We start from the raw sequence: 25,003 nt of genomic DNA, 5'->3' as shown, positions 1-25,003 counted from the left end.
AAAAAAAACCAATTTACAAAATTTTTTATTTATTAAACTATATTATTACTTAACTTATAGTAATATAATAAAATATTTTTTTGATTATGTCAAGTACCTAAATAGAATAATTTTTTAAATTCTAGATCTTAACTTTAATATCTTATAAAGTCTTAAAACTGAATAAATATAAGAAGCAAGTCTCATTGTTACATCATATTTATCTTTTATCTTCATTATTTCATTATAAGCAAGTAGCATTTTATACTCTACTTTATTTAAAACATCATCTTCTGTCATATCCATTCCCGAAATATTTTGTACCCATTCATAGTAAGAAGCTATAACACCGCCTGAATTTGCTAAAATATCTGGAATTACTTCAATATTTTTTTGACTTAATATTCTATCGGCAAGATAATTAACAGGGCCATTAGCCCCTTCAACAATTAATTTAGCTCTTATTTTTTGAGCTTCTTCTTCTGTAATTGAATTTTCTAAAGCACAAGGTATAAGAACATCTACATCTAAAGAATAAAATTGATCTATTGAAATATGTTTAGAACCCTTAAAATCATATAATGTATGATTTTTTGAAAAATAATCAATTAGTTCAAAAACATTAAATCCATTCTCATTATATATGGTGTAAACACCATGTTCATTATCAAATTCTGAAACTGCTAAAATATTTCCACCCATTCTTGCTAAATGTTTCGCAGTATTAGAACCTACATTTCCGAAACCTTGAATTGCAATTTTTGAATCTCTTATATTAATACCTAATTTATTTAAGGATTCTCTAGTCATAACGGCAACTCCAACTCCTGTTGCCTCTTTTCTTCCAAAAGATCCCCCAAAGCCTAACGCTTTTCCGGTAAAAGTTGCAAGAGTATTATTACCGGTTAATTTTATATACTCATCTAACATCCAAGCCATAATTTTTTCGTTTGTATTTACATCAGGTGCTGGAATATCAAATCTATCTCCAATATATTTGTAAAGCTCTTTAACATATCCTCTTGATAGTTTTTCAAGCTCATTTTCAGATAATTCATTTACATCTACTATTATTCCTCCTTTTCCACCGCCAAAAGGCAAATGAGTAGCTGAACATTTTAAACTCATCCAAATAGATAAAGCTTTAACTTCATCCCCATTTACACTTTGATGAAATCTGATACCTCCTTTATATGGACCCATAACATCGCAATGTTGAGAACGATAACCTTTGAAAATTCTAAATTTTCCATTATCCATTTTTACAGGTATATTTATTTCTATGGTTCTTTCTGGTTCCTTTAAAAGATTATAAACACTTTCATCTAAATCTAAAACTTCACAAGATTTTTTTAAAATCATTTGAACATTTTCTAACGGATTAACACTATTCATACTATTCTCCTACAAGTAATTTTCCCATTCTAAATATAAATTTTCCTTTTCTTCTATCAATTCAGACAAATCTTTACTAAGTTTTAAAAATTTATCTTTATCATTAAAAATTTCTGGATTTTGAATATCTCTATTACAAGTTTCAATTTTGTCTTCTATTTCAAAAATTTTATCTTCAATTTCCTTCAATTTTTGTTTTTTAGCTTTTTCTTGTCTTTCTAATTCTCTTTTCTTCTTTTTTTCTTTCTCAATTTCTGTCTTTGAGATTATCTTTTCTTCTATTTCATTTTTTTCATTTAACTTTTCTAAAAAGTAATCATAATTCCCATAATATTCTGTTATTTTACTATCCTCTAATAGCCAAATTTTATTTACAACTTTATTTAAAAAATATCTATCATGCGAAATAGTGAGAACTGTTCCAGAATAATCTACAATTGCTTTTTCTAAAACCTCTTTACTTTCAATATCTAAATGATTCGTTGGTTCATCAAGAAGTAAAAAGTTAGATTTCGACAACATTAGTTTTAAAAGTTCAAGCCTTGCTCTTTCTCCACCACTTAATTCTCCAACAGATTTAAATAAATCTTCATCAAAAAAGTTGAACTTTGCAAGATGACTTCTAACTTCAAAATTATTCATTTTTGGATAGGCATCCCAAAATTCATCCATAACTGTATTTTGATTACTTAAAGTTTTTTGCTCCTGATCGTAATACCCAATTGATACTCTAGCACCTAAATCACATTTTCCTTTTAAAGCCTCAAGATTATTACAAATTATTTTGAATAAAGTTGTTTTACCAACTCCATTCTTTCCAACAAGACCAATTTTATCTCCTTTATAGATATTTAAATTTATATTATTAAATAAAATTTTATCATTAAATCCCATTGTCAAATCTGAAATATCCAAAACATCTTTCCCAGACTCAACTTCTGGAACTAGTTTTAATCTCATTGAATTTTTATAAATTTCTGGATTTTCAATCAAATCCATTTTATCAAGAAGTCTGCGTCTTGAACTTGCCTGCTTTATAAATCTATTATTTCCATAATTTTCAAATCTTTGAATAATTTCTTTCTGCCTAGAAATCTCTTTTTGTTGTTTTTCATAAAGATGTCTATTAATTTCAAAATCTTTTTCACGTCTTAAAATATATTCATCATATCCACAATTAAAAACCTTTAATTTCTTATTCTCTATTGAAAAAATCCTGTTACAAACAGCATTTAAAAAATACCTATCATGGGAAACAATAAGGCAGCTTCCTTTATATTCTCTTAGATAAGACTCTAAAAACTGAATAGATTCTATATCTAAGTGATTTGTTGGTTCATCAAGTAAAATCAAATTTGACGGTTTAAGTAAAATTTTTGCTAAATGTAATCTACTTTTTTGCCCACCACTCAAATTATTAACTGATTTAGAAAAGTCTTCCTCTAAAAAACCAAGTCCAAACAAAACTCCTCTAACTTTCGAATTATAAGAATATCCATTATTTTCTTCAAAATAATGTCTTTTACTTTCATATATATCAAAAAGTTTATGAATTTCTTCTTCACTTAAATCCTTATTACCCATTTCAATCTCTAATTCTCTTATCTCTTTTTCAAGAAAAATAATATCTTCAAAAACTTCTAGGCATTCTTCATAAACTGATTTATCACTAGTATAAGAAATATTTTGTTTTAAAATAGATAGATTTACATTTTTTGCAAAATTTACTTCTCCACTATCAGCAGATAAATCTTTAATCAAAAGGTTAAATAATGTAGTTTTGCCACTTCCATTATCTCCTACTATTCCAACTTTATCTCTGTTAGAAATTGAAAAAGTCACATTTTCTAATATATTTTCACTTAAAAACGACTTAGTTAAGCCATTAACACTTAAAACAATCATAAAACACCTTTTTAGAAAATAAATTTAGATTCAAAGTTACTAACTTTTCCAACTGCTAGTAATACACTAAAATAAATATAAGCAGTTTGATGCCATAGGATTGTAACATCCAACATTCCATGCAAAATAACTACAACAGTTAAAGCTATTATGAGTCTAAATAAATTTCTTTTTCTTATACTATATACTTGCTTAACTATTCCTACGAAAAGAGGTGCAATTACCAAAATACCGACAATACCAAAATTAATTAACACATCTAAAGCTATGTTATGAGCATGGTTTGCCGGGTGAGTTACCCAAGTTGCATTTTGATAAGCCATTGGACCACTACCAAACAAGAAAGTTTGTTTAAATAGTTTAATAGCATTATCCCAAATTTCTTTCCTTGTTCCAAGAGAATTTCCTATAAATTCATATCTTGGAAAAATCCTATTAGAAAAAATCATAAGTATTACTATGACCACTGTAAAAATTCCAAGAAAAGCAAAAACTTTTTTATTATTTTTCGTTAAAGAAAGCACCAAAGTTGCAATCAAAATTGTTGGTAATGCAGTTCTATTTTCTGTCAAAAACAGAACTATAAATGCAAGTGTACTTACACACAAAAAATACAGTCTATTATTTTTATTTTTATTTGATAAAAAATAATACATTGCTATTATAATTATGAATTCACAAATAGTAGCATAGTAATTCGTATTAAAAAATGACGATACTGGTCTATGCAAAGCCATATATTCTATAAATTCATACATCTTTAAATCCATACTAAACTTACTATATAGTACTGAAAGAATTGTCAAAATAAAACAAAATATTGAAACAATCATATACAGATTAATAATCCTTGAAAATAACTTTCTATTTATAATAGATCTATAGTACATAAAAAACATAGCAAATTCAAATATAATTATTGATACTCCAATACCATATAAATTATGTTTAAACACTGAAACTACGAATATTAGTAGAGTAAATGCTAAAACATTTTTAACATATGGCGTTCCTTTTAATATAGGAATAATTTTACCACTAACTATTAAATAGAAAAATAGAGCATTAAAAGCGAATATTAAAAAATAAAATGGTAAAAACACTGTAAATGAAACTATTAATATTAATAGTTCATCTAAATTTAGCCCATATTTTTCTAAAATACCATCAATATAATTCATATATCTTAAGCCTTTCATAAGCCATTTTATCAATATTATTAAATTGAAATACCTTATAACTTAACTAATTATAAAAGTTAAAGATATAAATAAATTAATATTATTTCAAAAAAATTTTAAATTTATTGTATTATAGCCTCAGCATTAAAATACAATATAATTATTCTTTGCAATTAAGATTTAAAAAAGAGAAATTTTAAAGATTATTTTTAATATATAAATTGTCGCAAAAACAATCTTTTAATGACTATTCCCTCAAATAAAACTTATTTCAATTATAGCATAAAACAAAAAAAAATAAAACTCTTAAAAAAGAGTTTTATTGTATACCCATAAAAAATCAAGGTTTTTGAACACACCTTGATATAATATAGTTCTATCTTACTCCTGGATAATCCTTTAAACTATTCATATAGTAAGTAAGAGTTAATAAACTTCCATCTAAATGAACATTTTCAAGCACAACATTTCTTGGTAATTTCAAATCAATTGGTGCAAAATTCCAAATTCCTTTTATACCACAAGCAACTAGTTTATCAGTTATTTCTTGTGCAGGTCTTGCAGGAATCGCTAAAATTGCAATATCAACTTTTTCTCTAGTTACAACTTCTTCTAATTCTGAAATATCTTTAACAACAACATCATTTTGTTTACTTCCAATAATATCTGATGAGTTATCAAAAATTCCTACAACCTTAAAGCCTTTTTTTCTAAATCCACTATAGTTTAACAATGCACTACCAATATTACCAAAACCAATAATAACTACATTATAAGGCTTATCAACACCCATAATTTTTTCCAATTCAATTTTTAACTCTTCTACATTGTATCCATAGCCTTGTTGACCGAATGCACCAAAGTGATTCAAATCTTGTCTAATTTGTGATGCAGTTAAACCTGTAATTTTACTTAATTCTTGAGAAGATACTCTAATTATTCCCTTATCTCCAATAAGTTCAAGGTATCTATAATATTTAGGTAAACGTTTTATAACTGCAACAGAAATTTTATCGTCTAACATAATAAACCTCCTACCATTTTTGTTTTCATTTAATTTTATTAATATGTAAAATCTAAAACGTACTCTCGTTTTAAGTATTATAACACCTATTCAAATTTATTGCAATATTTTTTACAATGTTTTTTAGAATGTATAACTATTTTTTTCAAACTTTGTCAGTTTATAGCAACCATATTAAATAATTATTAATAAATTATAAACAAAATATATTGAAAAATGTAAAAAAAAGTTCTAAAATATAATTAATAAATTTTAGGAGGTAAACTTGAATAACTTTGAAATAATAAAAGAATGTCCAATATTTAAGGACTTTTCAATAGATGAAATAATAGAAATATTTTCAGTAGTATCTTTTTATGAAAAAAATTATAAAAAAAATGATGTAATTCTAGCTGAAAATACAAAAGTAGAATATTTTGGAATAATTACAAATGGAAGAATTGCAGTTTCTAATTTCGATTATTTTGGAAATAGAAATATTTTAAATGTTTTTGAAAAAGGAGATTCATTTGGCGAAGCCTTAGTTTCATTAGAAATGAAAATTCCTCACGAAATAATTTCTCTAACAAGTTCTTCTGTAATTTGGATTGAGTATAGTAGTTTATCTAATTCTCAATATTACCAAAAAATTCTAAATAATTTTTTAACGATAATCTCTATGAAAAATTTAATTTTAAACAAAAAATTACAAATCTTGTCAAAAAGAACTACGAGAGAAAAAATATTAGAATATCTTTCAAATCAAAAAAAGCAACTATCATTAGATAGTAACTTTGAAATAAATCTAAATAGAAATGAAATGGCAGACTACCTCGCACTTGACAGAAGTAATCTTTCAAGAGAGCTTGGAAAATTAAAAAAAGAAGGAATAATAGACTTTGAAAAAAACAAATTTAAACTACTATAAAAACATTGTATATTAATAAATTAAAACTGACTTTAATAAATTTAAAATAATTTTTTGAAGGTCAGTTTTTAAATATAAAAATAATAGAAAAATTATTCTGTGAAAACATATAGGAAATAATGACTGTTATAAGTAAAAATGAATACTATAAAACTATATGTAAATGTGTTATAATGATAAAAACATTCTTTTAATTGTGTTTATTTAATTGATTGAGAATTGCTTATATGGTGGTGTATGATGAATAAAAAAGAAAAAATAATTCAACTATGGTTTGATATGTGGATAAAACAAAAAGATTTAGGAATAGATGAAATTTTTACAGAAGATGTTATTTACACAGAAAGTTGGAGCCCCAAATATGAAAATCGTGAAACAGTAAAATTATGGTTTAATGAATGGAATAATCGTGGAATGGTAATAGATTGGACAATTAAACAATTTTTTCATAAAGGTAATCAAACTATTGTAGAATGGTATTTTAAGAATAAAATGAATAATGGAAGTATCGAAGATTTTGACGGAATTTCTCTTATTGTATGGACTGATGATAATAAAATAAAAGAATTAAAAGAATTCGGCTGTAATCGAAACAACTATAATCCTTATCAAAATGGAAAAATACCAAAATTTAGGGATGAAAAAACAAATTGGTTTTAATCATTTCCGACTCAAATAATTAAGAATAATTTAAAAGGAATGTCTCCTATTAATTATGGATTACATTCCTTTAATAATTTTTGTATTTTTAAATCCAGTTCAATTAAATGACTGTATTTTTTTATTTTAAGTATCAAAAGCCTACATACTATAATTCTTTAACTTTTTCAATCCATTTATTAAAGTTTGTTTTAAATATTATTGCCTTACTATATGGAAGACATAGTTCTGCCTTCCCAATATATTCTTTAAGTGTGTTAAGAGTTGTCTTAACATTAGTAGATCCAGATGTTGAAAAAGGAACTACTTTTTTGTCATCTAAATTATATTTTTTTAAATAATCTAATACAATCATTGGTGGTTTACTAAACCAAATTGGATATCCCACTAAAACAACATCAATATCAGAAATATCTACAACTGGTGCTACATATTTAGCTGTTATATCCTTCTTTTTTTCATCTCTCGCTCTTCCAATAGCTTTAAAATATGAACCATAAGAAACTTCAGGTTCTATACTTATCATATCACAACCAAGATTTTCTTGGATTTTTGTTGCAACATCTTTAGTCTTACCACTATTTGAATAGTAGAAAATAATAGCTTTCATATTTTACCTCCTTATTTTCATTTTAACTTTAATTAATCATAGATATAATTTAAAAATTTCTATTTACTTTACTTATTTTTTAATACCTATTACTTTTATACCCTTTTTCTTATTTGCTTTAATCTCCATATTTTCAGTCGACACAAACTTAAGAAAAGCAATACCTTTTAATTTGTTTTATAGGAAATTCAAATATTCCTCTTTGTGATAGCACAACACTTATGAATAATCCTACAAATAAAAATTCAATCTTTCCCATAACTCCTGCATAAAATAAGCTTGAAATACAAAATAGTTTTTCAAGTAAAATATAGAATTTCCAATGCCAAAAATAAACATTTATCGAGTTTTTACCCATATTGCTTATCCACTTAATTTTTTTATTTGGTATTAAGATTATAAAAGAGCAAAGTATCAATAACGACAATATGTAACAAGATAGTCTTGCCAAAGCTCCATATCTTACTATTGGTTCATAAAACGCGTTTCTTCCGGTAAATAAATATCGTAAAATATAAAATTTATCTATTTTATAAAAACACAAAAATCCCCATATCAATAAAATCAATATCGAAACTATATAAAGTCCTTTATATTTATTTTTAATACTTATTATATCCTCACTTTTAAGCATTGTCCCTAACAAATAAAAAGGAAAAAACACAATAGCTCTTGATAAATACAAAAAATCTCCAATAGATTTGTCATATCCGGTAAAACAGGCCAAAACTACTGAAAAAACTAAAATATATTTTTTATTTTCATCTTTTATAACATAAGATATTATCGTATAAATTGCAAGAACAAACATAAACCATGATATTCCCCCATCAGATAAAAGGTTGAAGCTAACATTGCTATTCCCGCTTAATCTATCAAAAATTAAGGTTATTATTTTATACAAAAATCCAATACTACAATAAAAAATACACTTTTTTATAATATTTTTTTCGCTATGAAACAATCCTGAAATAAAAATAAATAGAGGCATATGAAAAGTATATATAAATAAAAATACACTTTTATACACATCTGATTTAGCTGTAAATTCATCAGCAAAATGTCCAATAACAACAAGTGTTATTAAAATAAATTTAAGATTATCCCATAGTACTATACGCTCTTTCATAATTCCTCCCAAAAAACAAACAATTTAATTGTTCCAATCTCCATTTATAATTTTTTTATAATTTTCCGGATCAGTATCTCCTTCTGTATTAATTAAAAGAATAACAGAATTTTCATCTATTTTCATTTTTTTCTTCATTTCTTCCATAGAAGATTCTGTCAAAACTCCAAGTAATGCACCCATTGTGGAAGCTCCTGATTCTCCAGAAATAATTTTTAAATCTTCTCCTTTATTAAAGGCGTAGGCTCTCATTCCATCAACTGCCATATCATCAGAACCGGAAATATAAAAATCAGTATAATTCCATATAATTGGCCAAATAAGACTACAAACAGAACCACAATTCAATCCTGCCATAATAGTTGTTGGAGCTCCACCTACAGAATAAGATTTCCCATCGCCTATCTCAGCAGAACGATAAATACAATCGGCAACATTTGACTCTACAATAGTAAATATAGGTTTGTTATTTTTATAATGTTCTACAAAATATGCAATCATTCCTCCAGCCATTGAGCCAACTCCTGCCTGTAAAAAAACATGTGTAGGAATTACATTTAAGTTTTCTAATTCTTCTGTAATTTCATAAGCCATTGTTAGATATCCTTGAATAATCCATGTTGGAATTTTCTCATATCCATCCCAAGAAGTATCTTGAATTAATATCCAACCATACTTTTTACTAATTTCTAAAGCATATTTAACAGTATCATCATAACTTAAATCTGTAATCTCTACTTTTGCAGGACCAACCTTTCGAATTGCTTCTGCTCGAACTTCCGCTGTTCCATAAGGCATATAGACATGGGCTTTACATCCAAATAATCCTGAAGCCCAAGACACACCTCTCCCATGATTTCCATCAGTACATGTTACAAACTCAATCTGTTCAAGTCTTTTTTTATATTTATCTGATAACAAATCATTTAAACTTGTAATATCCGGATTAAGATTTAATTCATCACATAAAATTCTAAACATCGCATAACTTCCACCAAGTCCTTTAAATGCATTTAGTGAAAAACGCTTTGATTCATCTTTTACATAAATTGCACCAATATTCAGCTTTGAAGCCAAATTAGGAAGACAAACAAGTGGAGTTTTCTTATATTCCTCAATCTGTTTATGAAATTTCAATACTGCTTTCGCCTGCTCTTCACCATATAATTTTATATCCAATTCCTTTTTTGTATTTGAACTTTCAAGAACTTTTATCTTTTTAAATTTACTATTCATTGTAAAATAACTCCTTTTTTGTCAAAACATGCCATATAGTTTTGTTTTCAAAACCACATTTTAAATATAAATTTTCAGGATTACTTTTATTATTTATTTTCCCAGAAACCGTAACAAAATCTGCTTTTTTCTTTAATCTATACAATAATTCATTTACAATAACTGTTCCAAATCCTTTTTTTCTATAATCTTTTGAAACTTGAATCCAATCCAAATATCCCTCTTTTATTTCATCATCAAATTCAGCAATTCCTGTAGCAACTATTTTTTTATTATATTTATCAAAAATACAAATCCACAATTCCTCATCATATACTATACGATCTTTATAAGCCTCTAATTCTTTAATTGTTATTCCCTCATCATCATAACAACTATTTATATGAATGGCAAATTCTTCAATACTACATTTGTAAAAAATAAAATTCTCAGGAAGATTACATAAAATAATATTATTTAAGTTGTGAACTAATTTAAAATAAATATCATCATTAAAATCTTTTAATAGCTCTTTTGAAAAATACTTATCATTAATTATTTTCATATTATCTGGAACTTTGAATTTTTTACTTTTCCAGTATGACAAAGCAGAGTGTTCAGTTGGGTTTTCTAAATATTTTTTCTCACTCATTTTACCTCCTATAAAAATATTAATGTATACATAGTATTATTCCTATTCTTATACCTTCTCAATCTCCACAACAACTTCACAATGTGCAGTTTTACTAAACATATCGCATAGTTTTACTTTCTTTAATTCAAATCCACCGTCGATAAAATATTTTAAATCCCTTGTAAGTGTCGCTCCGTTACAACTTATATAGACAACTTTTCTAATATTACTTTTGATAATAGTATCTACAACCTTTTTATCAAGTCCTTTTCGTGGAGGATCTACGGATATTATATCTATATTATTATTTTTTAGTATTTCTTCAATTTTTTCTTCGCTCTTACCATATAAAAACTCGACATTTTTTACATCATTTAGTTTTAAATTTTCTATAGCGTCTTTTACTGCATCTTTTACAACTTCTACACCGATTACTTTTTTAAAATTGTCTGAAAAATATATACTAGTAGTTCCTATTCCGGAATATAAATCCAACAAATTCTTATCTTTATTTTCTCCTAAAAATTCTTTAGCTATTTTATATAAATTTTCAGTTTGAAATCTATTTACTTGGAAAAAGCTCTTTGGGGAAATATTAAATTCATATTTTCCGATTTTATCTGTAAAATTCTTCTTTGAAAATATTAATTTACTTTCTTGTCCCATAATTATACTTGCTTTTTTAGGGTTTATATTTATATATCCACTTACTAATTTTTCATATTCATTTAAACTTTTTACAAAATTTTGAGCTTCTACTATATTTTCTTTTACAACAACTGTAATCATAATTTCAGAATTGTAATTTGACCTTATGCTGATATTTTTTAAAATTCCATCATCAGTATTCACATCATAGGACTTAACCTTAAATTCTTTTAATTTTTCTTGTAAAAACGGAAGAAATTTATTTATACTCTCATCACTTAATGGACAATTTTCAAGTTTTATTTTGCTTTCTCCATTATCCACACAGTAACAAAGTTCAAAGTTTTCATTTGTCTTTAATTCAATTTTATTTCTATAATTTAAGTTATTTTTATTCTCTAAAATTTCTACATCTTCTAATTCTATACCTGTATTTTTTCTAAGTCTATCTAAAAACATCTTTTTCTTTAATTCAAGCTCTTTTTCATATTTCAAATTTATAAAATGATAGATATCTGTTAGTTTTTCATCGTATAGATTTTCTCTGTATTCACTATATTTCAAATATTTTTTAACATATCCGTTAGAAAATTTTTTCTTCTTTTGAGTTATTTCAACATCAACAATATCTCCAACAAGTCCACCTTTTACAAAAACTATTCCCTCTTCACTTTTTGCAACTCCAAGTCCCTCATTAGTATTGTCAATTATTTCTAAATTTCTTAATTCCATTATTTTCCTCTTTGTCTTGTAATTTCATATAATCCAAGTTTTGTAAATCCATGAAAATTCCAAATCTTATTATCAAAAATTTGTATTTCCTTAATTTTTTCTTCCAAAATTTCTTTTTCTTTTGTTTTCATATTTATAAAATCTACAATTATTATTCCTGAAATATCTCTAAAAGAAATCTGTCTAATTATTTCTTCAATTGCTATTAAATTTACACTTAAAGCATTTTTACTTTTATTTATTTCACTTGTTTTTTTCATTGAATTTACATCTATTACTGTAAGGGCTTCCGTTTTTTCTATAACTATATTTATATCTTCAACTTCAATTGTTTTTTTATTTAATCCCTCAAGATATACTCCAATATTGTAGTCATATCTTGGAGAATATTCATCATTGTATTTTAATTCATTTTTCAAAAATTTATTATCTTTAAAACTCTTATATAGCTCTTTATCATTTAATATACAGGAATATTTTTCATTTTCAAATAAAAAGTCCTCTAAAAAATTCTCCTTTTTGTAGATTAATTTCGGAACAGGTAAATTATTTAAACTATCGACTATTTCTTGCATTTTTTCTACATTTTTTCTTATATCATTCAATAAAGTATATTCATCACAATCGATACTTTTTGTTCTCAATTTTACTGAAAAATTTGATTTTATATTTTTTATCTGCTCCAAGTCAAAATTATATTCTTTTAATTTTTTTGAAATCAAAATATCTTCTCTATTTTTGTAAGATATAACTGAAAACATTGAAGAAACAGAAAAATTCATTGAAACATTAGGTGCTTTTTCTCCTGCATTAATTTTGTAAATTTCAACAAATATTACATCTCCAACTTTTACTTCTCCAATAGTATCTTTGAAGTCTAAAAATCCATTTTTTCCATTTTTAAGTTCTACAAAAAAACATTGTAATGCATCAACTTTTTTTACAACTCTTACTCTATATATGTCTCCAATTTCAAAATCACTAAATTTTTTTACATAATAGGATTTTAATTTTGAATTTAAAACTTTTCCATATTCTATTTTTTCTTCATTTTTGTATATAAATAAATAATCTTTCAAAACTTTCTCCTATTCAACATATTCAAAATTATTCTTTTTATATAAAATTTTTTTCATCAACCCACAAAAATACACACAAAAAATATAATTAAGCTGTGCAAGGTTATAATTATACTCTAAAATTAAATTTCTATCTTCTCTTATATTTTTTTCTTCACTTAAAATTTTCAATTTTTTTAAAATCTTATTAAATTGATAATAATAAAAACTTTGATGTATCACTAAAATAGAAATACTAATTAAAAACATAATATAAAAAATAATTTAATCATAAAAACTCCATAAAAAAAGAACTTGGTTAATCCAAGTTCTATTTTACCATAAATTTATCTATAAGTTAACTACTTTCTACATATATCCCATTCCAGGATTCATTCCGCCAGGCATTTGTCCCATTGGTTCATCTTTAGTTACATCAGCAACAGCAGCTTCTGTTGTTAAAACCATAGATGCAACACTTGATGCATTTTGAAGTGCTGATCTAGTAACTTTTGTAGGATCAACAATTCCATTTTCAAGCATATTTACATATTTTTCACTTAAAGCATCAAAACCAATTCCAACTTCAGCATTCTTAACATTTTCAACGATAACTGAACCTTCTAAACCTGCATTGATTGCAATTTGTCTAACTGGTTCTTCAAGTGCTTTAACAATTATATTAACACCTGTTCTTTCGTCTCCATTAGTTTCTTCAAGAAGTGCTTTAACTTTTGGAATTACATTTAACAATACAGTTCCACCGCCAGGAACAATACCTTCTTCTACCGCTGCTCTTGTAGCTGCAAGTGCATCTTCTATTCTTAACTTTCTTTCTTTAAGTTCTGTTTCAGTAGCTGCACCAACTTGAATTACTGCAACTCCTCCAGCAAGTTTAGCAAGTCTTTCTTGTAATTTATCTCTATCATATTCAGAATCGCTTATTTCTATTTGATTTCTAATTAAAGCAACTCTTTCTTCTATAGCTGATTGTTCACCTGCTCCATTTACGATAACAGTAAGTTCTTTTCCAACAGTTACCCTTCTTGCTTTACCTAACATTTCAATAGAAGTTTCTTTTAATTCATATCCTAAATCTTCTGAAATAACTGTACCACCTGTTAAAATTGCAATATCTTGTAGCATATCTTTTCTTCTATCACCAAAAGCAGGTGCTTTTACAGCTACACAGTTAAATGTTCCTCTTAATTTATTAACAACAAGAGTTGCCATTGCTTCGCCTTCTACATCGTCAGCAATAATTAAAAGTGGTTTTCCTTGTTGAACAATTTGTTCTAAAACAGGTAAAACTTCTTGAATATTAGTAATCTTTTTATCAGTAATTAAAATATATGGATCTTCAAGTTCAGCTTCCATTTTTTCAGTATTAGTTACCATATATGGAGAAACATATCCTCTATCAAATTGCATACCTTCAACAACTTCTAAAGTTGTTCCCATACTTTTGGATTCTTCAACAGTGATAACACCGTCTTTTCCAACTTTTTCCATTGCATCAGAAATTAATTTTCCAACTTCTTCATCAGCTGCAGAAATTGATGCTACTTGAGCAATACTTTCTTTTGTTTCAACAGGTTTTGAGAATTCTTTAATTCCTTCAACTGCTTTTTCAACTGCTTTTTTAATTCCCTTTTGGATTATCATTGGATTTGCCCCTGCTGCAACATTCTTTAAACCTTCTCTGATAATTGCTTGTGCTAAAAGTGTTGCTGTAGTTGTACCATCACCTGCAACATCATTTGTCTTAGTTGCAACTTCTTTAACAAGTTGTGCTCCCATATTTTCATAAGGATCTTCCAATTCAATTTCTCTTGCAATAGTAACACCGTCATTTGTAATAAGTGGTGAACCGAATTTTTTATCTAAAACTACATTTCTTCCTTTTGGTCCAAGAGTAACTTTAACTGTATTTGAAAGTTTATTAATACCAGCTTCCATTCCTTTTCTTGCTTCTTCATTAAATTTAATTTCTTTAGCCATTTAAAAACCTCCTAATCTTCAACAACTGCTAAAACATCAGCAATTTTTACAACAATATATTCTTTTTTATCAAGTTTAACTTCAGTTCCTGCATATTTTGAGAATATTATTTTATCCCCAACTTTAATTAAATCTTTTTTATCTTCATCCTTTAAAATTTCATCACCAATTGCTAAAACTTTTGCTACACTTGGTGCTTCTTTAGCAGAAGTAGGAAGAACTATTCCAGAACTTGTCTTTTCTTCCACCTCAACCATTTCTATAACTAATTTATCTCCTATTGGTTTTAATTTCATAACATACCTCCTATTAAAGTTATTAGCAGTCTATTAACTTGAGTGCTAATTAATTACAAATATATTATACCACATAAAACATAATTTATAAACATTTTTATAAAAAATTTTATTTAAAATATAATTATTCATTTGCAAAAAATCACTCAATACAGATTTTAATCTGTGATTGAGTGATTTTAAATTTAGAAAATTTATTAAATTATAAAACTAATTATTTTTATTTTCCTTTTCCTTATTCTTTTCTTCAGATTTTATTGGTTTATCTGTTTTTGTTTTTTCTACATCCTTATTATCATCAACTTTTTTATCTTCAGTCTTTGGAACAGAATTATTTTTTTCTGCAGATTTTTCTTCAACTATTTTTTCTTTAGATTCTTCACTATTTTTTTTAGTTATTTTATTTTTCTCTTCTTCATAACCTGAATAATCTTTTGTATCTTCTTCATCCACATAATCTTCATTATCTTTTTTAGCTTTTTTTGGTGCTTCTGGTAGTTTCTTTTTATATCTAATTTCTCCATTTACCTTTTCAAAATCTGCTAAACTGAATGTTAAAGTTTCATCATTTATATAAACATAAGCAATATCTCCAATAATATTTACATCCATTCTGTCTTTTAGATTATAAACTTTCATAAGATATTTTACTACTTCTTCTCTATCAACAGTTACTTTTGATTCAATTTCTTTATCAGGATTTTGAATTATATATTTTAAAGCAGCTACAATTTCTCTTGCTGTACAATCACCATATTGACCTGCTTTTGCATTTTGAATAATTTGTTTTATAGTTATTGCATGGTAGTGACCTCCATGTAACCAGTAAAATATTCCTTTTTTCACTCCATTTGAACCATAAACAGGTAATGTTGTATTTAAATCTCCATAATGTCTCATTGCTCTAAGATTACTATCAAGATATGGAATTACTTTATCTTTTATTTCTGCTTTTACACTTTCATAAGTAAATAATTCATTTTCATCTACACCAATATCTGAGTGATCGCTTCCTTCTTTAATATATTCAGCATCAGGATAACGGCTTCTAGGATTTTCGTGAACTACTCCGACCTCTTTATCTCCAACATATAAATGCCAATGATCTCCATGATCTATAATTTTTGTAACCCCTTTTGGCCATTCAAATGGTTTATTTGAATTTTCTCCATGATTTCCTTGATATTCTCCAAATTCAGCTTCTGGATAAAGTGATCTTGGATTAGTATAAGTGATTCCTTCATTTCCTTTTGAATCATAAATATGATAATGATCTCCATGTTTTAAAATTTTTACTATATTATATCTGTCAACAGGATCTTTTCCCAAAACATTTACTATATTTAAATTCTTTCTAGCTTCATATAATTTTTCACTAGCACTTGGAACATTTGGTCTTTCATTTTCAGTATTATCTTGTGAATCTCCATGATTTCCTTGATACTCTCCGACTTCTGCATCAGGATATTTTGAAGTAGGATCAGTATAACTAATATATTCTTTACCACTTGCAGTATAGATATGCCAATGATCTCCATGTTTTAAAATTTTTACAACTCTATCTTTTTTCTCTTCAATAATATTTGCATGTGAATAGTTATTTGAATTTCTCCTATTTCTGTGTGAACCATGTGAACCCACATAAGTTCCTACAGTAATATTTGGAAACATACTTGATGGATTTTCATAAGTTAAATATTCATTCCCATCAGCTGTATAAACATGCCAATGATCTCCATGTTTTAATATTGATGTTACATTTAATCCTCTTAACTTACTCTTTGAAACAACGCTAACAAGAGAAAGTGAATTTCCATCTCCTAATTTTGAAGGGTCTGTATAAGTGATATGTTCTTTACCATCTTTAGTAAACACATGCCAGTGATCCCCGTGCTTATAAGATCTTACAATATCACTCTTTTTTATTTCAGCATCAATTAAAACTTCTGTAGTTTCATCTTTTTTATAATTTGTCTCTTTTTCAACAAATTCAAAATTTTTACTAGAAGTTTTTTCCTTTTCTTCCTGTTTTTTTGAACAACTTGCAAGTAAAACTGCACTACAAACTAAAATCAAGTTCATTTTATAAATTTTATTCTTTAAATTTTTACTCATATTTCCCTCCTATTCATTAAAAGATTTAACCAAAGCATTTAAATTTAATTCCATTAATTTTAAATATCCCATTTCAATTTCTTCGTCTGTCAAATTTTCCATTGTATATAAAGTATCTGTTTTTGTATTTGTGTTTTTAGCAAGAGTTTCAGCAACTTTTGGAGTTGCCTTTCCTTCAAAGAAAATTGTATTTATCTTGTATTTCTTAACAAAGTCTGCAATTTTTTGAAGTTGCTTTGCTGATGGTTCATCTTCCGGTGATATACCTGTTACTGCAACTTGTTTTAAGCCATAATCATTTGCTAAATAGTTAAAAGCAGCATGACTTACAACAAAATATTTTTGTTTACTCTTAACCTTTGAAAGCTCTGTTTCAAATTTTTTGTCTAAAGCTCTAAATTCATCTTGTGCTTTTTTTAGATTTTCTTTGTAATAGGCTTCATTTTCAGGATCTATAGAAGAAACTTTTTTATAAATAGTATCAAGTTGAATAATTGCATTTTTTACGCTAAGCCAAGTATGTGGATTTGTTTTATCATGCTCATGTTTATCTTCTTTTTCATCACCATGATCATGTTCTTCTTCCAATCCATCTCCACTTTCAAGCAAAGTCAATCCTTGTGATAGATTTAAGAACTTATTTTTATCCTTAACAGTATCTTCAATAGCAGAAATAAAAGACTCCATATTTGCACCATTATAAATAATCAAGTCTGCTTTTATAATTTCTTGCATATCTCCAGCTTTAAGTTCAAAGGAATGAGGCTCTTGATTCCCTTTTATTATTGTTTTAACCTCCATTTTATCCCCAACAATTCTCTTTGTAAGATCTGTTACTGGAAAAAATGTTGTATAAATAACTTTCTTATTTTCTTTTTGCTCTGTAGTTTTTTGCTCTTTATTATTTTCATCCTTACTAGATGAACAAGCAACTAAAAACATACAGCTAATCATCATAATTGAAATAATTTTTTTCAATCTTTTATTCATAAATAATCCCCCTTAAATTTTCTTTAATGCAAATAATTCTTATTTGTGTTAATATTATACTACTAATTTTTTACTTTTTCAATAGTTAAAATCAAAATTTTTACAAAAAAAATACTTAATTGAAAAATCAATTAAGTATTTTTTATATTTTATAAATCATCTAAATCATCATCTATTACACTTGATTTTGAATAAGCTGAAGGTTTTGCTTCAAAGAAATCTGTCTTTATTGCATTTGGATCTGAATACTCACTAACCCATTTCATACTTTCTGGTTCTTCATCATAACCATCATAAAGTTTACCAAAGTTTAAAGCAGTACTTCTTAAGTTTCCAAGATATTTTATATAATCTTCAACCATTTGCATTGTAAGTCCAGGAATATTTTCTCCCAACACGTATTTTCCCCAAGCAATTTCTTGTTCTACACCTGTTTTAATCATATCTTTATATACAGCAACTTTTTCTTCTGTAAATAATTCCGGTTCTTCATTTTGTAATTCTAAAAGCATTTTTTTGAATAACCAAAGATGTGTATTTTCATCTCTATTTATATATCTGATTTCTTGTACAGATCCAGGCATTTTTCCATTTCTTCCTAAATTATAGAAGAACATAAATCCTGAATAGAAGTAAACTCCTTCAAGAATATAATTTGCAACCATTGTCTTTACTAGACTGTATGGATCTTTATTTTCTTGAAACTCATTATATAAGTCTCCAATGAATTTATTTCTTGCAAGTAGATGTTCGTCATCTCTCCATTGATATAGAATATTTGTTCTTTCTTCAGGAGAACATATACTATCTAACATATATCCATAACTTTGTGAATGGATAGCTTCTTGATAAGCTTGGATAGTAAGACAAAGGTTGATTTCATTTGCTGTTATATACTCTCCAATATATGGAAGATTTGCAGTTTGAATACTGTCTAAAAATATTAGAAAACTTAAAACTTTATCAAAAGCAGTTTTTTCATATTCATCTAATATTTTATAATCTTTTAAATCTTGAAATAAATTTATTTCTTCCGGAATCCAGAAATTATTCATGGCATTTCTGTACCATTCTGTTGTCCAAGTATATTTTACATTGTTAAAATCATTTAAATTTGTAGTATTTCCATTTATCATTTTTCTTTTTGACAATTCTATATCTCCATTTTCATTAAATAGAGCTTTTTTATTTAATTCCATAATATCTCCTTCCTATGCAGAACAACTATCGCATTCTTCAATATCTAAACTCTTACTTCTTATATAATAAATACTCTTTAAACCAACTTCACAAGATAAAATCAAAAGATTTAAAATTTGACTCATCTTATAATCTGTTGTGATATAAAGATTTAAACTTTGTCCTTGATCAATATGTCTTTGTCTAACTCCACCAGCTTTTATAGACCAAGTTTGATCTACTTCATGAGCATTTTCATAAAGCCAAAATGTTTCAGGAGTTAAATCAGGAGCAACTCTCGGAATAATTGAACCTTTTTTCTCTTCAAGGAAATATCTCATCATAACAGGATCTACTCCAGCTGTAGTTCCTGCGATAATAGAAGTTGAACCTGTCGGAGCAACAGCTAAAAGATAAGCATTTCTAAGTCCGTTTTTAGCAACTTTTTCTTTAAGTTCAATCCATTCTTTAGAATTATATTCTCTTTTTTCAAAATATTTTCCGTTTTGCCATTCTGAACCTTCAAAATATTTATAGCTTCCTTTTTCTTCGGCAATCTTTGAACTTTCTTTAATAGCAAAATAATTTATTTTTTCATAAACCTTATCCATAAATTCTAGATGTTCTTCAGTTTGCCACATAATTTTATTTTTTACAAGAGCATGATGATATCCACTTGTTCCAAGACCAATTGCTCTATATTTTGAATTTGTTATTTTAGCAAAAGGTGTTGGGTAGTAGTTTAAATCAATTACATTATCCAATGCTCTTATCATTGTAGAAACTACAAATTCCATTTCTTCATCATTTTTTAGATCAATATTTCCAAGAACTAAACTTGCAAGATTACAAACTACAAAATCTCCAGCTTTAACATCAGTTACAACATGATCTTCTCCATCTATTTGTAAAATTTTATCTTCAACATCTAAAATTTCTTTCATATTTTGCATTATTTCAGTACAAAGATTTGAAGAGTAAATCATTCCCTTATGTGAATTTGGATTTGCATTATTTGCATTATCTCTATTAAAAATAAAAGGTGTGCCAGTTTCAACTTGACTCTTTAAAATTAATTTAACTAAATCTTTTACAGTTAAAACTCTTTTATCAAGTCTTGGCTCTTTAATACAAAGTCTGTATTTTTCTTCCCACTCTTCTCCATAAAAATCTTCCAAGCAGAATCCCATTACATCTTTTACTTCATGTGGACAGAATAAATACCAATTAGAATTTATATTTTCCTTTGCTAAACGCCAGAATAAATTAGGGAAACAAATTGCAGGGAAAACATCATGAGCTTTCATTCTGTCATCACCATTATTAGTTCTAAGATTTAAAAACTCGGGAATATCTCTATGCCAAACATCTAAATAAACAGCACAAGAGCCTTGTCTAACCCCTAGTTGATCAACTGCAACTGCTGTATCATTAGCAAGTTTTATCCATCTGATAACTCCACCTGCAACACCTTTAAATCCACGAATATCAGAACCACTTGCACGAACCTTTCCAAAATATAGTCCCATTCCACCACCATGTTTTGAAACTTGAGCAAAATTATCTATACTTCTATAAATTCCTTTTAAAGTATCAGGAACTGTATCTATGAAACAAGAAGAAAGTTGATGGAATGGCTTTCTCGCATTTGACATTGTAGGAGTTGCAACAGTTGCCTTTAAATTACTAAGAACGTCATAAACTTTTTTAGCAAAAGAAACTCTATCTTTTTCAGGAATTGCGAGATGCATAGCAATACCCATAAACATTTCTTGCATTGTTTCAATTACTTTTTTATGTGAATCACAAATTAAATATCTCTTATATACTAAATCTAAAGATGAATAAGTAAATAACTCATCTCTACTGTCATCTATATACTTTTCAAGCTCATCAATATCATCACTTGAATAGTTTTCTAATATATATTCCCCATATAAATTAGCTTTTGTCAAAGCTTGTATCTTTGATTTAAAATCGACAATATGCCATTCTTTCTCATAATTTGAAATCTCTTTATGAATTTTATAAGCATAAATTCTAGCAGAAATATATTCCCAATTTGGATTTTCTTTCGAAGTCAATTCAGAAGATGCCTTTATTAAAAGCTCAACTTTTTCGTTCAAAGTAGAACTTGGTTTAACAAAAGACAAGAACTTTCTACATAATCTGTCAAGCTCATAACCTTCTGTTGAAAAATCTTTTTGAATTTTTGCAAGCACTTCAATTAAAGATTCATCTTCAATATATTCTCTAAAAGAATTTAATTCCTTTCTTAAAGAATTTCTTTTTTCTCTATATAAAATATAGCTTTTTAAAGTTTCATAATGATTATTCTTAGTTAAAGTTTTTTCAACATAATCTTGAATTTCTTCAACACTTATACTTGAATTTTCATCCTTATTTTGTAAAATATTTTCAAAAACCTCTTGTGCCAATTGTTTTGAAAGTACCTTTTTATCTTCATCACCAACACTAATAAATGCTTTATAAATTGCATTTTCTATTTTAGAAATATCAAATGATACCTCTGATAAATCTCTCTTTATAATCCTCAATAAAATCACCTCCGCAAATTTATACCCATTATAAAACAAAATATATATAGAAATCAAGTTTTATTTTTTACTATATATAGTATGTTTTGTAGTATTTTTAAAAATATTTTGGTGGATATAAAAATATTACTATTAGTAGTAAAAAAATTTTTTAATTTTTTTATAAAATATATATAAAATAGAAAAATATGATATAATATTTGTAACGATAAAAAATTTTTATGAAAGGAAAATTATGAGACTTAGAAAAAAATGGTGGGCAGTTCCTGAAATGAAAGAAAATGCTCAAGTAATATTCAATGCAGAAAACTTAAAAGGAAAATGGAACGAAGAATTTAAAAATAACAATCCTATAAATCTTGAACTTGGTTGTGGAAAAGGAAAATTTATAAGCGAAATTGCTGATATTAACAAGGACATTAATTACTGTATATTGGACTTGGACACAAATGCAATTGTATATGCAACAAGAAAAATTAGGGATTTAGAATTGTTAAATGTTCGAGCAATTCCTACAAATATAGAAAAAATAGATGAGATATTTAACGAAAACTCTATATCTAGAATTTACATAAATTTCTGTAATCCTTGGCCAAAGAAAAGACATCATAAAAGAAGACTTACTCATCCTAATTTTTTAGCAAAATACAATAAATTACTTGTAGAAGAGGGAGAAATACATTTTAAAACTGATGATGATGATTTATTCGAAGCAAGTTTGGAATACTTTAATGAAAACGGATTTGAAGTAATACTAATTACATATGACTTAGCGAACTTTGAATATCCAAAAAACATAGAAACAGAATACGAAAATAAATTCAAATCATTAGGAATAAAAATAAAATTCTTAATAGCCAAGAAGAAATAAGAGCTTTGTCTTCCGAACGTCTCTCAACACGTCATCTTGAACGTAGTTGAGTAAAGTGAAACGAAGTTAATCTAGCTCTAACTTTGTTTACTTGTAAACAATAGTAATTTTGAGAGAATAATTGTGTAATAGTGAAATAATTCACGTCTTTTTACTATTCAAAGAATATCTTCCCCAACACGTCATCTCGAGCGAAGTCGAGAGATCTCCTAAAGCCCCATATGATTGAATTTTGAAAATTTTAATTAAAAACAACAAAAAGACAACAATTCAAACAAATTGTTGTCTTTTTAATTTATACCTATCTCAATTATAAAGTTTTTAATTTTTCAATTAAGTCTTCAAAACTTCCCTTTTCACAATTTATTTCACAATCTGGAGCTGAATTAAGATTATCTGTTACCAAATAACAATTCATTCCGATAGAACTAGCAGCAAAAATATCTTCTTTTTCATCATTTCCAATCATTAAACAGTCCTTTGGTTCAAGACCAAATTTTTCACATAAATCTAAATAATATTTAGGATTTGGCTTTGAAAAAGAACTATTACTATAATGACTAACATAATCAAAGTCATCAACATCAAGTCCTGTCCATTTCAATCTAACTAAAGCATCTTCAGGAAATACCGGATTAGTAGCAAGAATCACCTTTCTCCCATTCTTCTTTGCAATTTCAACAGCAACCTTTGCCAAACTATTTTCAGTTGAAGACTTCTTAACCTTATTATAAAATTGATTTGCATAAAACTCTGCTAATAATCCCTTAACACTTGATACATCAGTATCTATACAGCTTTCAAATCTATCCCAAAATACTTCTTCATTCGTCTTCTTTCCATCATTCTTAATCATATCTCCTGTTGCAGTCCAGATTGTTTCAACAAGTTTCTTACTTTCAATATTATAAGCAGAAAATACTTTTGACAATTCTGTAAAATAAATATCAACAAATAATTTCTCATCCAAAGGAAGCAAAGTTCCATCCAAATCAAATAATATAGCTTTCATTTTTCCTCCTTAAATATTATTAATTACATCATAAATTATGTAAAAAATAACATTAATTTAAAACTTAAAATCTTTTAAGTAATACATATATTATAACGATTTGTATAAAATTTTGCAAATGAAATGTATTCATATTTTAGATAAGTATAATATTTATTTTACATTACAGTATGTTTCTATTTAAACGAAAATGAAATATAAATGCGATTATAAACTTGAAAAATTTACATTACAGTATGTTTTTATTTAAACCAAGCAAACTAATGGATTTACTACAAAAATTCCCATTTACATTACAGTATATTTCTATTTAAACTTACAAGGCAGAAGACACTCAGTAATGCGATACGATTTACATTACAGTATGTTTTTATTTTAACTTATGTGTAACAAGTGTGCCAACCAGCTTCAAACCAAATTTACATTACAGTATGTTTCTATTTAAACGAGTTAGGACATCATGAAACATTAAAAGGAAATGCACAATTACATTACAGTATGTTTCTATTTAAACTAATCTTGATGAAAAACTTGTAAGAGAAAAAATAAATTTACATTACAGTATGTTTCTATTTAAACAAAAAGTAAAGATAAATTTCCAAAAGTTTTACTTTGATTTGCATTACAGTATGTTTCTATTTAAACGGATTACATATTGTAACAGCGGTCTATCCTCCAAAACTATTTACATTACACCCTTGTGTCAAGTATTGGATACATATTTTTTCAAATTTTCAATCCATTTTTTACTTCTATTTTAACTTCAACACCGGATTTTTCAATAGATTATTGATAAGGTCAGTATAAATCATCTGATCGACTACTTCCGTTATACTTGTGATTCTCTGACCTGCATCTTTGGAAGACGCTCCGCAATGATAGATTCGCTGATGTTCGGTATTCC

20 protein-coding genes and 1 CRISPR repeat array are annotated in these 25,003 nt (G+C 26.5%); of the genes, 3 read left to right on the top strand and 17 right to left on the bottom strand.

Translation table 11 applies throughout. The features are described 5' to 3' along the window. Positions 1 to 114: 114 nt before the first annotated feature. From RWJ08_RS00100 to RWJ08_RS00085, 4 genes are all read right to left on the bottom strand, one after another. Positions 115 to 1,374, bottom strand: coding sequence for a Glu/Leu/Phe/Val dehydrogenase (locus tag RWJ08_RS00100; protein ID WP_313960670.1), 1,260 nt, complete (start codon positions 1,372 to 1,374; stop codon positions 115 to 117). 9 nt (positions 1,375 to 1,383) lie between these two features. Next, a complete protein-coding gene (locus RWJ08_RS00095; RefSeq protein WP_313960669.1) occupies positions 1,384 to 3,279 on the bottom strand; it encodes an ABC-F family ATP-binding cassette domain-containing protein in 1,896 nt (631 codons plus the stop codon). Between the two features lie 11 nt (positions 3,280 to 3,290). Further along, a complete protein-coding gene (locus RWJ08_RS00090) occupies positions 3,291 to 4,460 on the bottom strand; it encodes an O-antigen ligase family protein (RefSeq protein WP_313960668.1) in 1,170 nt (389 codons plus the stop codon). Between the two features lie 376 nt (positions 4,461 to 4,836). Then, the gene (locus RWJ08_RS00085; protein WP_009372487.1) at positions 4,837 to 5,484 is read right to left on the bottom strand and encodes a redox-sensing transcriptional repressor Rex; all 648 of its coding nucleotides are present in this window, start codon (positions 5,482 to 5,484) and stop codon (positions 4,837 to 4,839) included. Positions 5,485 to 5,749: 265 nt separating this feature from the next. On the opposite strand from RWJ08_RS00085, the gene RWJ08_RS00080 reads away from it, so the two are divergent. Together RWJ08_RS00080 and RWJ08_RS00075 are read left to right on the top strand one after the other, a co-directional pair. After that, positions 5,750 to 6,391: a Crp/Fnr family transcriptional regulator gene (locus tag RWJ08_RS00080; protein WP_313960667.1), complete on the top strand. Its 642-nt coding sequence runs from the start codon at positions 5,750 to 5,752 to the stop codon at positions 6,389 to 6,391. Positions 6,392 to 6,631: 240 nt separating this feature from the next. Then, on the top strand, positions 6,632 to 7,051 hold the full coding sequence (locus RWJ08_RS00075; RefSeq protein WP_029950574.1) for a nuclear transport factor 2 family protein: 420 nt from the start codon (positions 6,632 to 6,634) through the stop codon (positions 7,049 to 7,051). A 148-nt stretch (positions 7,052 to 7,199) separates the two neighbouring features. On the opposite strand, the gene RWJ08_RS00070 is transcribed toward RWJ08_RS00075, so the two are convergent. The 12 genes from RWJ08_RS00070 to RWJ08_RS00015 form a co-directional block, all read right to left on the bottom strand. Then, on the bottom strand, positions 7,200 to 7,661 hold the full coding sequence (locus tag RWJ08_RS00070; RefSeq protein WP_269755522.1) for a flavodoxin: 462 nt from the start codon (positions 7,659 to 7,661) through the stop codon (positions 7,200 to 7,202). A gap of 148 nt (positions 7,662 to 7,809) precedes the next feature. After that, positions 7,810 to 8,790, bottom strand: a complete 981-nt coding sequence (locus tag RWJ08_RS00065) for an acyltransferase family protein (protein WP_313960666.1) — start codon at positions 8,788 to 8,790, stop codon at positions 7,810 to 7,812. Between the two features lie 24 nt (positions 8,791 to 8,814). Further along, positions 8,815 to 10,026: a diaminopropionate ammonia-lyase gene (locus RWJ08_RS00060; protein WP_313960665.1), complete on the bottom strand. Its 1,212-nt coding sequence runs from the start codon at positions 10,024 to 10,026 to the stop codon at positions 8,815 to 8,817. Then, the gene (locus RWJ08_RS00055; protein ID WP_313960664.1) at positions 10,019 to 10,657 is read right to left on the bottom strand and encodes a GNAT family N-acetyltransferase; all 639 of its coding nucleotides are present in this window, start codon (positions 10,655 to 10,657) and stop codon (positions 10,019 to 10,021) included. Before RWJ08_RS00055 ends, RWJ08_RS00060 begins: the two co-directional genes overlap by 8 nt. Positions 10,658 to 10,705: 48 nt before the next feature. Then, positions 10,706 to 12,019 carry a 23S rRNA (uracil(1939)-C(5))-methyltransferase RlmD gene (gene rlmD / locus RWJ08_RS00050; RefSeq protein ID WP_313960663.1) on the bottom strand — a complete coding sequence of 438 codons (1,314 nt, stop codon included), beginning with the start codon at positions 12,017 to 12,019 and terminating at the stop codon, positions 10,706 to 10,708. Then, the gene (locus tag RWJ08_RS00045; protein ID WP_313960662.1) at positions 12,019 to 13,098 is read right to left on the bottom strand and encodes a ribonuclease E/G; all 1,080 of its coding nucleotides are present in this window, start codon (positions 13,096 to 13,098) and stop codon (positions 12,019 to 12,021) included. The genes rlmD and RWJ08_RS00045 overlap by 1 nt, the downstream gene beginning before the upstream one ends. A 348-nt stretch (positions 13,099 to 13,446) precedes the next feature. Beyond that, positions 13,447 to 15,078: a chaperonin GroEL gene (groL, locus tag RWJ08_RS00040; RefSeq protein ID WP_313960661.1), complete on the bottom strand. Its 1,632-nt coding sequence runs from the start codon at positions 15,076 to 15,078 to the stop codon at positions 13,447 to 13,449. Between the two features lie 11 nt (positions 15,079 to 15,089). After that, positions 15,090 to 15,374, bottom strand: a complete 285-nt coding sequence (groES, locus tag RWJ08_RS00035) for a co-chaperone GroES (RefSeq protein WP_004833192.1) — start codon at positions 15,372 to 15,374, stop codon at positions 15,090 to 15,092. Positions 15,375 to 15,584: 210 nt separating this feature from the next. After that, on the bottom strand, positions 15,585 to 17,489 hold the full coding sequence (locus RWJ08_RS00030; RefSeq protein ID WP_313960660.1) for a hypothetical protein: 1,905 nt from the start codon (positions 17,487 to 17,489) through the stop codon (positions 15,585 to 15,587). A 9-nt stretch (positions 17,490 to 17,498) separates the two neighbouring features. Further along, the gene (locus RWJ08_RS00025) at positions 17,499 to 18,479 is read right to left on the bottom strand and encodes a metal ABC transporter solute-binding protein, Zn/Mn family (protein WP_313960659.1); all 981 of its coding nucleotides are present in this window, start codon (positions 18,477 to 18,479) and stop codon (positions 17,499 to 17,501) included. A gap of 149 nt (positions 18,480 to 18,628) precedes the next feature. Then, the gene (locus tag RWJ08_RS00020; protein ID WP_009372573.1) at positions 18,629 to 19,678 is read right to left on the bottom strand and encodes a ribonucleotide-diphosphate reductase subunit beta; all 1,050 of its coding nucleotides are present in this window, start codon (positions 19,676 to 19,678) and stop codon (positions 18,629 to 18,631) included. Positions 19,679 to 19,690: 12 nt separating this feature from the next. Beyond that, positions 19,691 to 22,216, bottom strand: a complete 2,526-nt coding sequence (locus RWJ08_RS00015) for a ribonucleoside-diphosphate reductase subunit alpha (protein WP_313960658.1) — start codon at positions 22,214 to 22,216, stop codon at positions 19,691 to 19,693. Between the two features lie 235 nt (positions 22,217 to 22,451). On the opposite strand from RWJ08_RS00015, the gene trmB reads away from it, so the two are divergent. Beyond that, positions 22,452 to 23,087 (top strand): tRNA (guanosine(46)-N7)-methyltransferase TrmB, encoded by a 636-nt coding sequence (gene trmB, locus RWJ08_RS00010; protein ID WP_009372383.1) that lies wholly within the window; start codon positions 22,452 to 22,454, stop codon positions 23,085 to 23,087. 310 nt (positions 23,088 to 23,397) lie between these two features. On the opposite strand, the gene RWJ08_RS00005 is transcribed toward trmB, so the two are convergent. Continuing rightward, a complete protein-coding gene (locus RWJ08_RS00005; RefSeq protein ID WP_313960657.1) occupies positions 23,398 to 24,099 on the bottom strand; it encodes an HAD family hydrolase in 702 nt (233 codons plus the stop codon). A 156-nt stretch (positions 24,100 to 24,255) separates the two neighbouring features. Continuing rightward, a CRISPR array of direct repeats spans positions 24,256 to 24,744; the repeat unit is 30 nt; unit sequence ATTTACATTACAGTATGTTTCTATTTAAAC. Positions 24,745 to 25,003: the final 259 nt, after the last annotated feature.

Source organism: uncultured Parvimonas sp. (assembly GCF_963524015.1).
In the GTDB taxonomy this organism is placed as follows: Bacteria; Bacillota; Clostridia; order Tissierellales; family Peptoniphilaceae; genus Parvimonas.
Note: the sequence above shows the minus strand (reverse complement) of the source record. Positions and strands in the feature narration are given on the sequence as shown.

Bases quoted from the DNA above. Each gene is read 5' to 3' on its own strand.
- RWJ08_RS00060 (WP_313960665.1), bottom strand. From the start codon at position 10,026: ATGAATAGTAAATTTAAAAAGATAAAAGTTCTTGAAAGTTCAAATACA.
- RWJ08_RS00025 (WP_313960659.1), bottom strand. From the start codon at position 18,479: ATGAATAAAAGATTGAAAAAAATTATTTCAATTATGATGATTAGCTGT.
- groL (WP_313960661.1), bottom strand. From the start codon at position 15,078: ATGGCTAAAGAAATTAAATTTAATGAAGAAGCAAGAAAAGGAATGGAA.
- RWJ08_RS00005 (WP_313960657.1), bottom strand. From the start codon at position 24,099: ATGAAAGCTATATTATTTGATTTGGATGGAACTTTGCTTCCTTTGGAT.
- RWJ08_RS00030 (WP_313960660.1), bottom strand. From the start codon at position 17,489: ATGAGTAAAAATTTAAAGAATAAAATTTATAAAATGAACTTGATTTTA.
- RWJ08_RS00055 (WP_313960664.1), bottom strand. From the start codon at position 10,657: ATGAGTGAGAAAAAATATTTAGAAAACCCAACTGAACACTCTGCTTTG.
- RWJ08_RS00070 (WP_269755522.1), bottom strand. From the start codon at position 7,661: ATGAAAGCTATTATTTTCTACTATTCAAATAGTGGTAAGACTAAAGAT.
- RWJ08_RS00090 (WP_313960668.1), bottom strand. From the start codon at position 4,460: ATGAATTATATTGATGGTATTTTAGAAAAATATGGGCTAAATTTAGAT.
- RWJ08_RS00065 (WP_313960666.1), bottom strand. From the start codon at position 8,790: ATGAAAGAGCGTATAGTACTATGGGATAATCTTAAATTTATTTTAATA.
- RWJ08_RS00100 (WP_313960670.1), bottom strand. From the start codon at position 1,374: ATGAATAGTGTTAATCCGTTAGAAAATGTTCAAATGATTTTAAAAAAA.
- rlmD (WP_313960663.1), bottom strand. From the start codon at position 12,019: ATGGAATTAAGAAATTTAGAAATAATTGACAATACTAATGAGGGACTT.
- RWJ08_RS00095 (WP_313960669.1), bottom strand. From the start codon at position 3,279: ATGATTGTTTTAAGTGTTAATGGCTTAACTAAGTCGTTTTTAAGTGAA.
- RWJ08_RS00075 (WP_029950574.1), top strand. From the start codon at position 6,632: ATGAATAAAAAAGAAAAAATAATTCAACTATGGTTTGATATGTGGATA.
- RWJ08_RS00085 (WP_009372487.1), bottom strand. From the start codon at position 5,484: ATGTTAGACGATAAAATTTCTGTTGCAGTTATAAAACGTTTACCTAAA.
- RWJ08_RS00020 (WP_009372573.1), bottom strand. From the start codon at position 19,678: ATGGAATTAAATAAAAAAGCTCTATTTAATGAAAATGGAGATATAGAA.
- trmB (WP_009372383.1), top strand. From the start codon at position 22,452: ATGAGACTTAGAAAAAAATGGTGGGCAGTTCCTGAAATGAAAGAAAAT.
- groES (WP_004833192.1), bottom strand. From the start codon at position 15,374: ATGAAATTAAAACCAATAGGAGATAAATTAGTTATAGAAATGGTTGAG.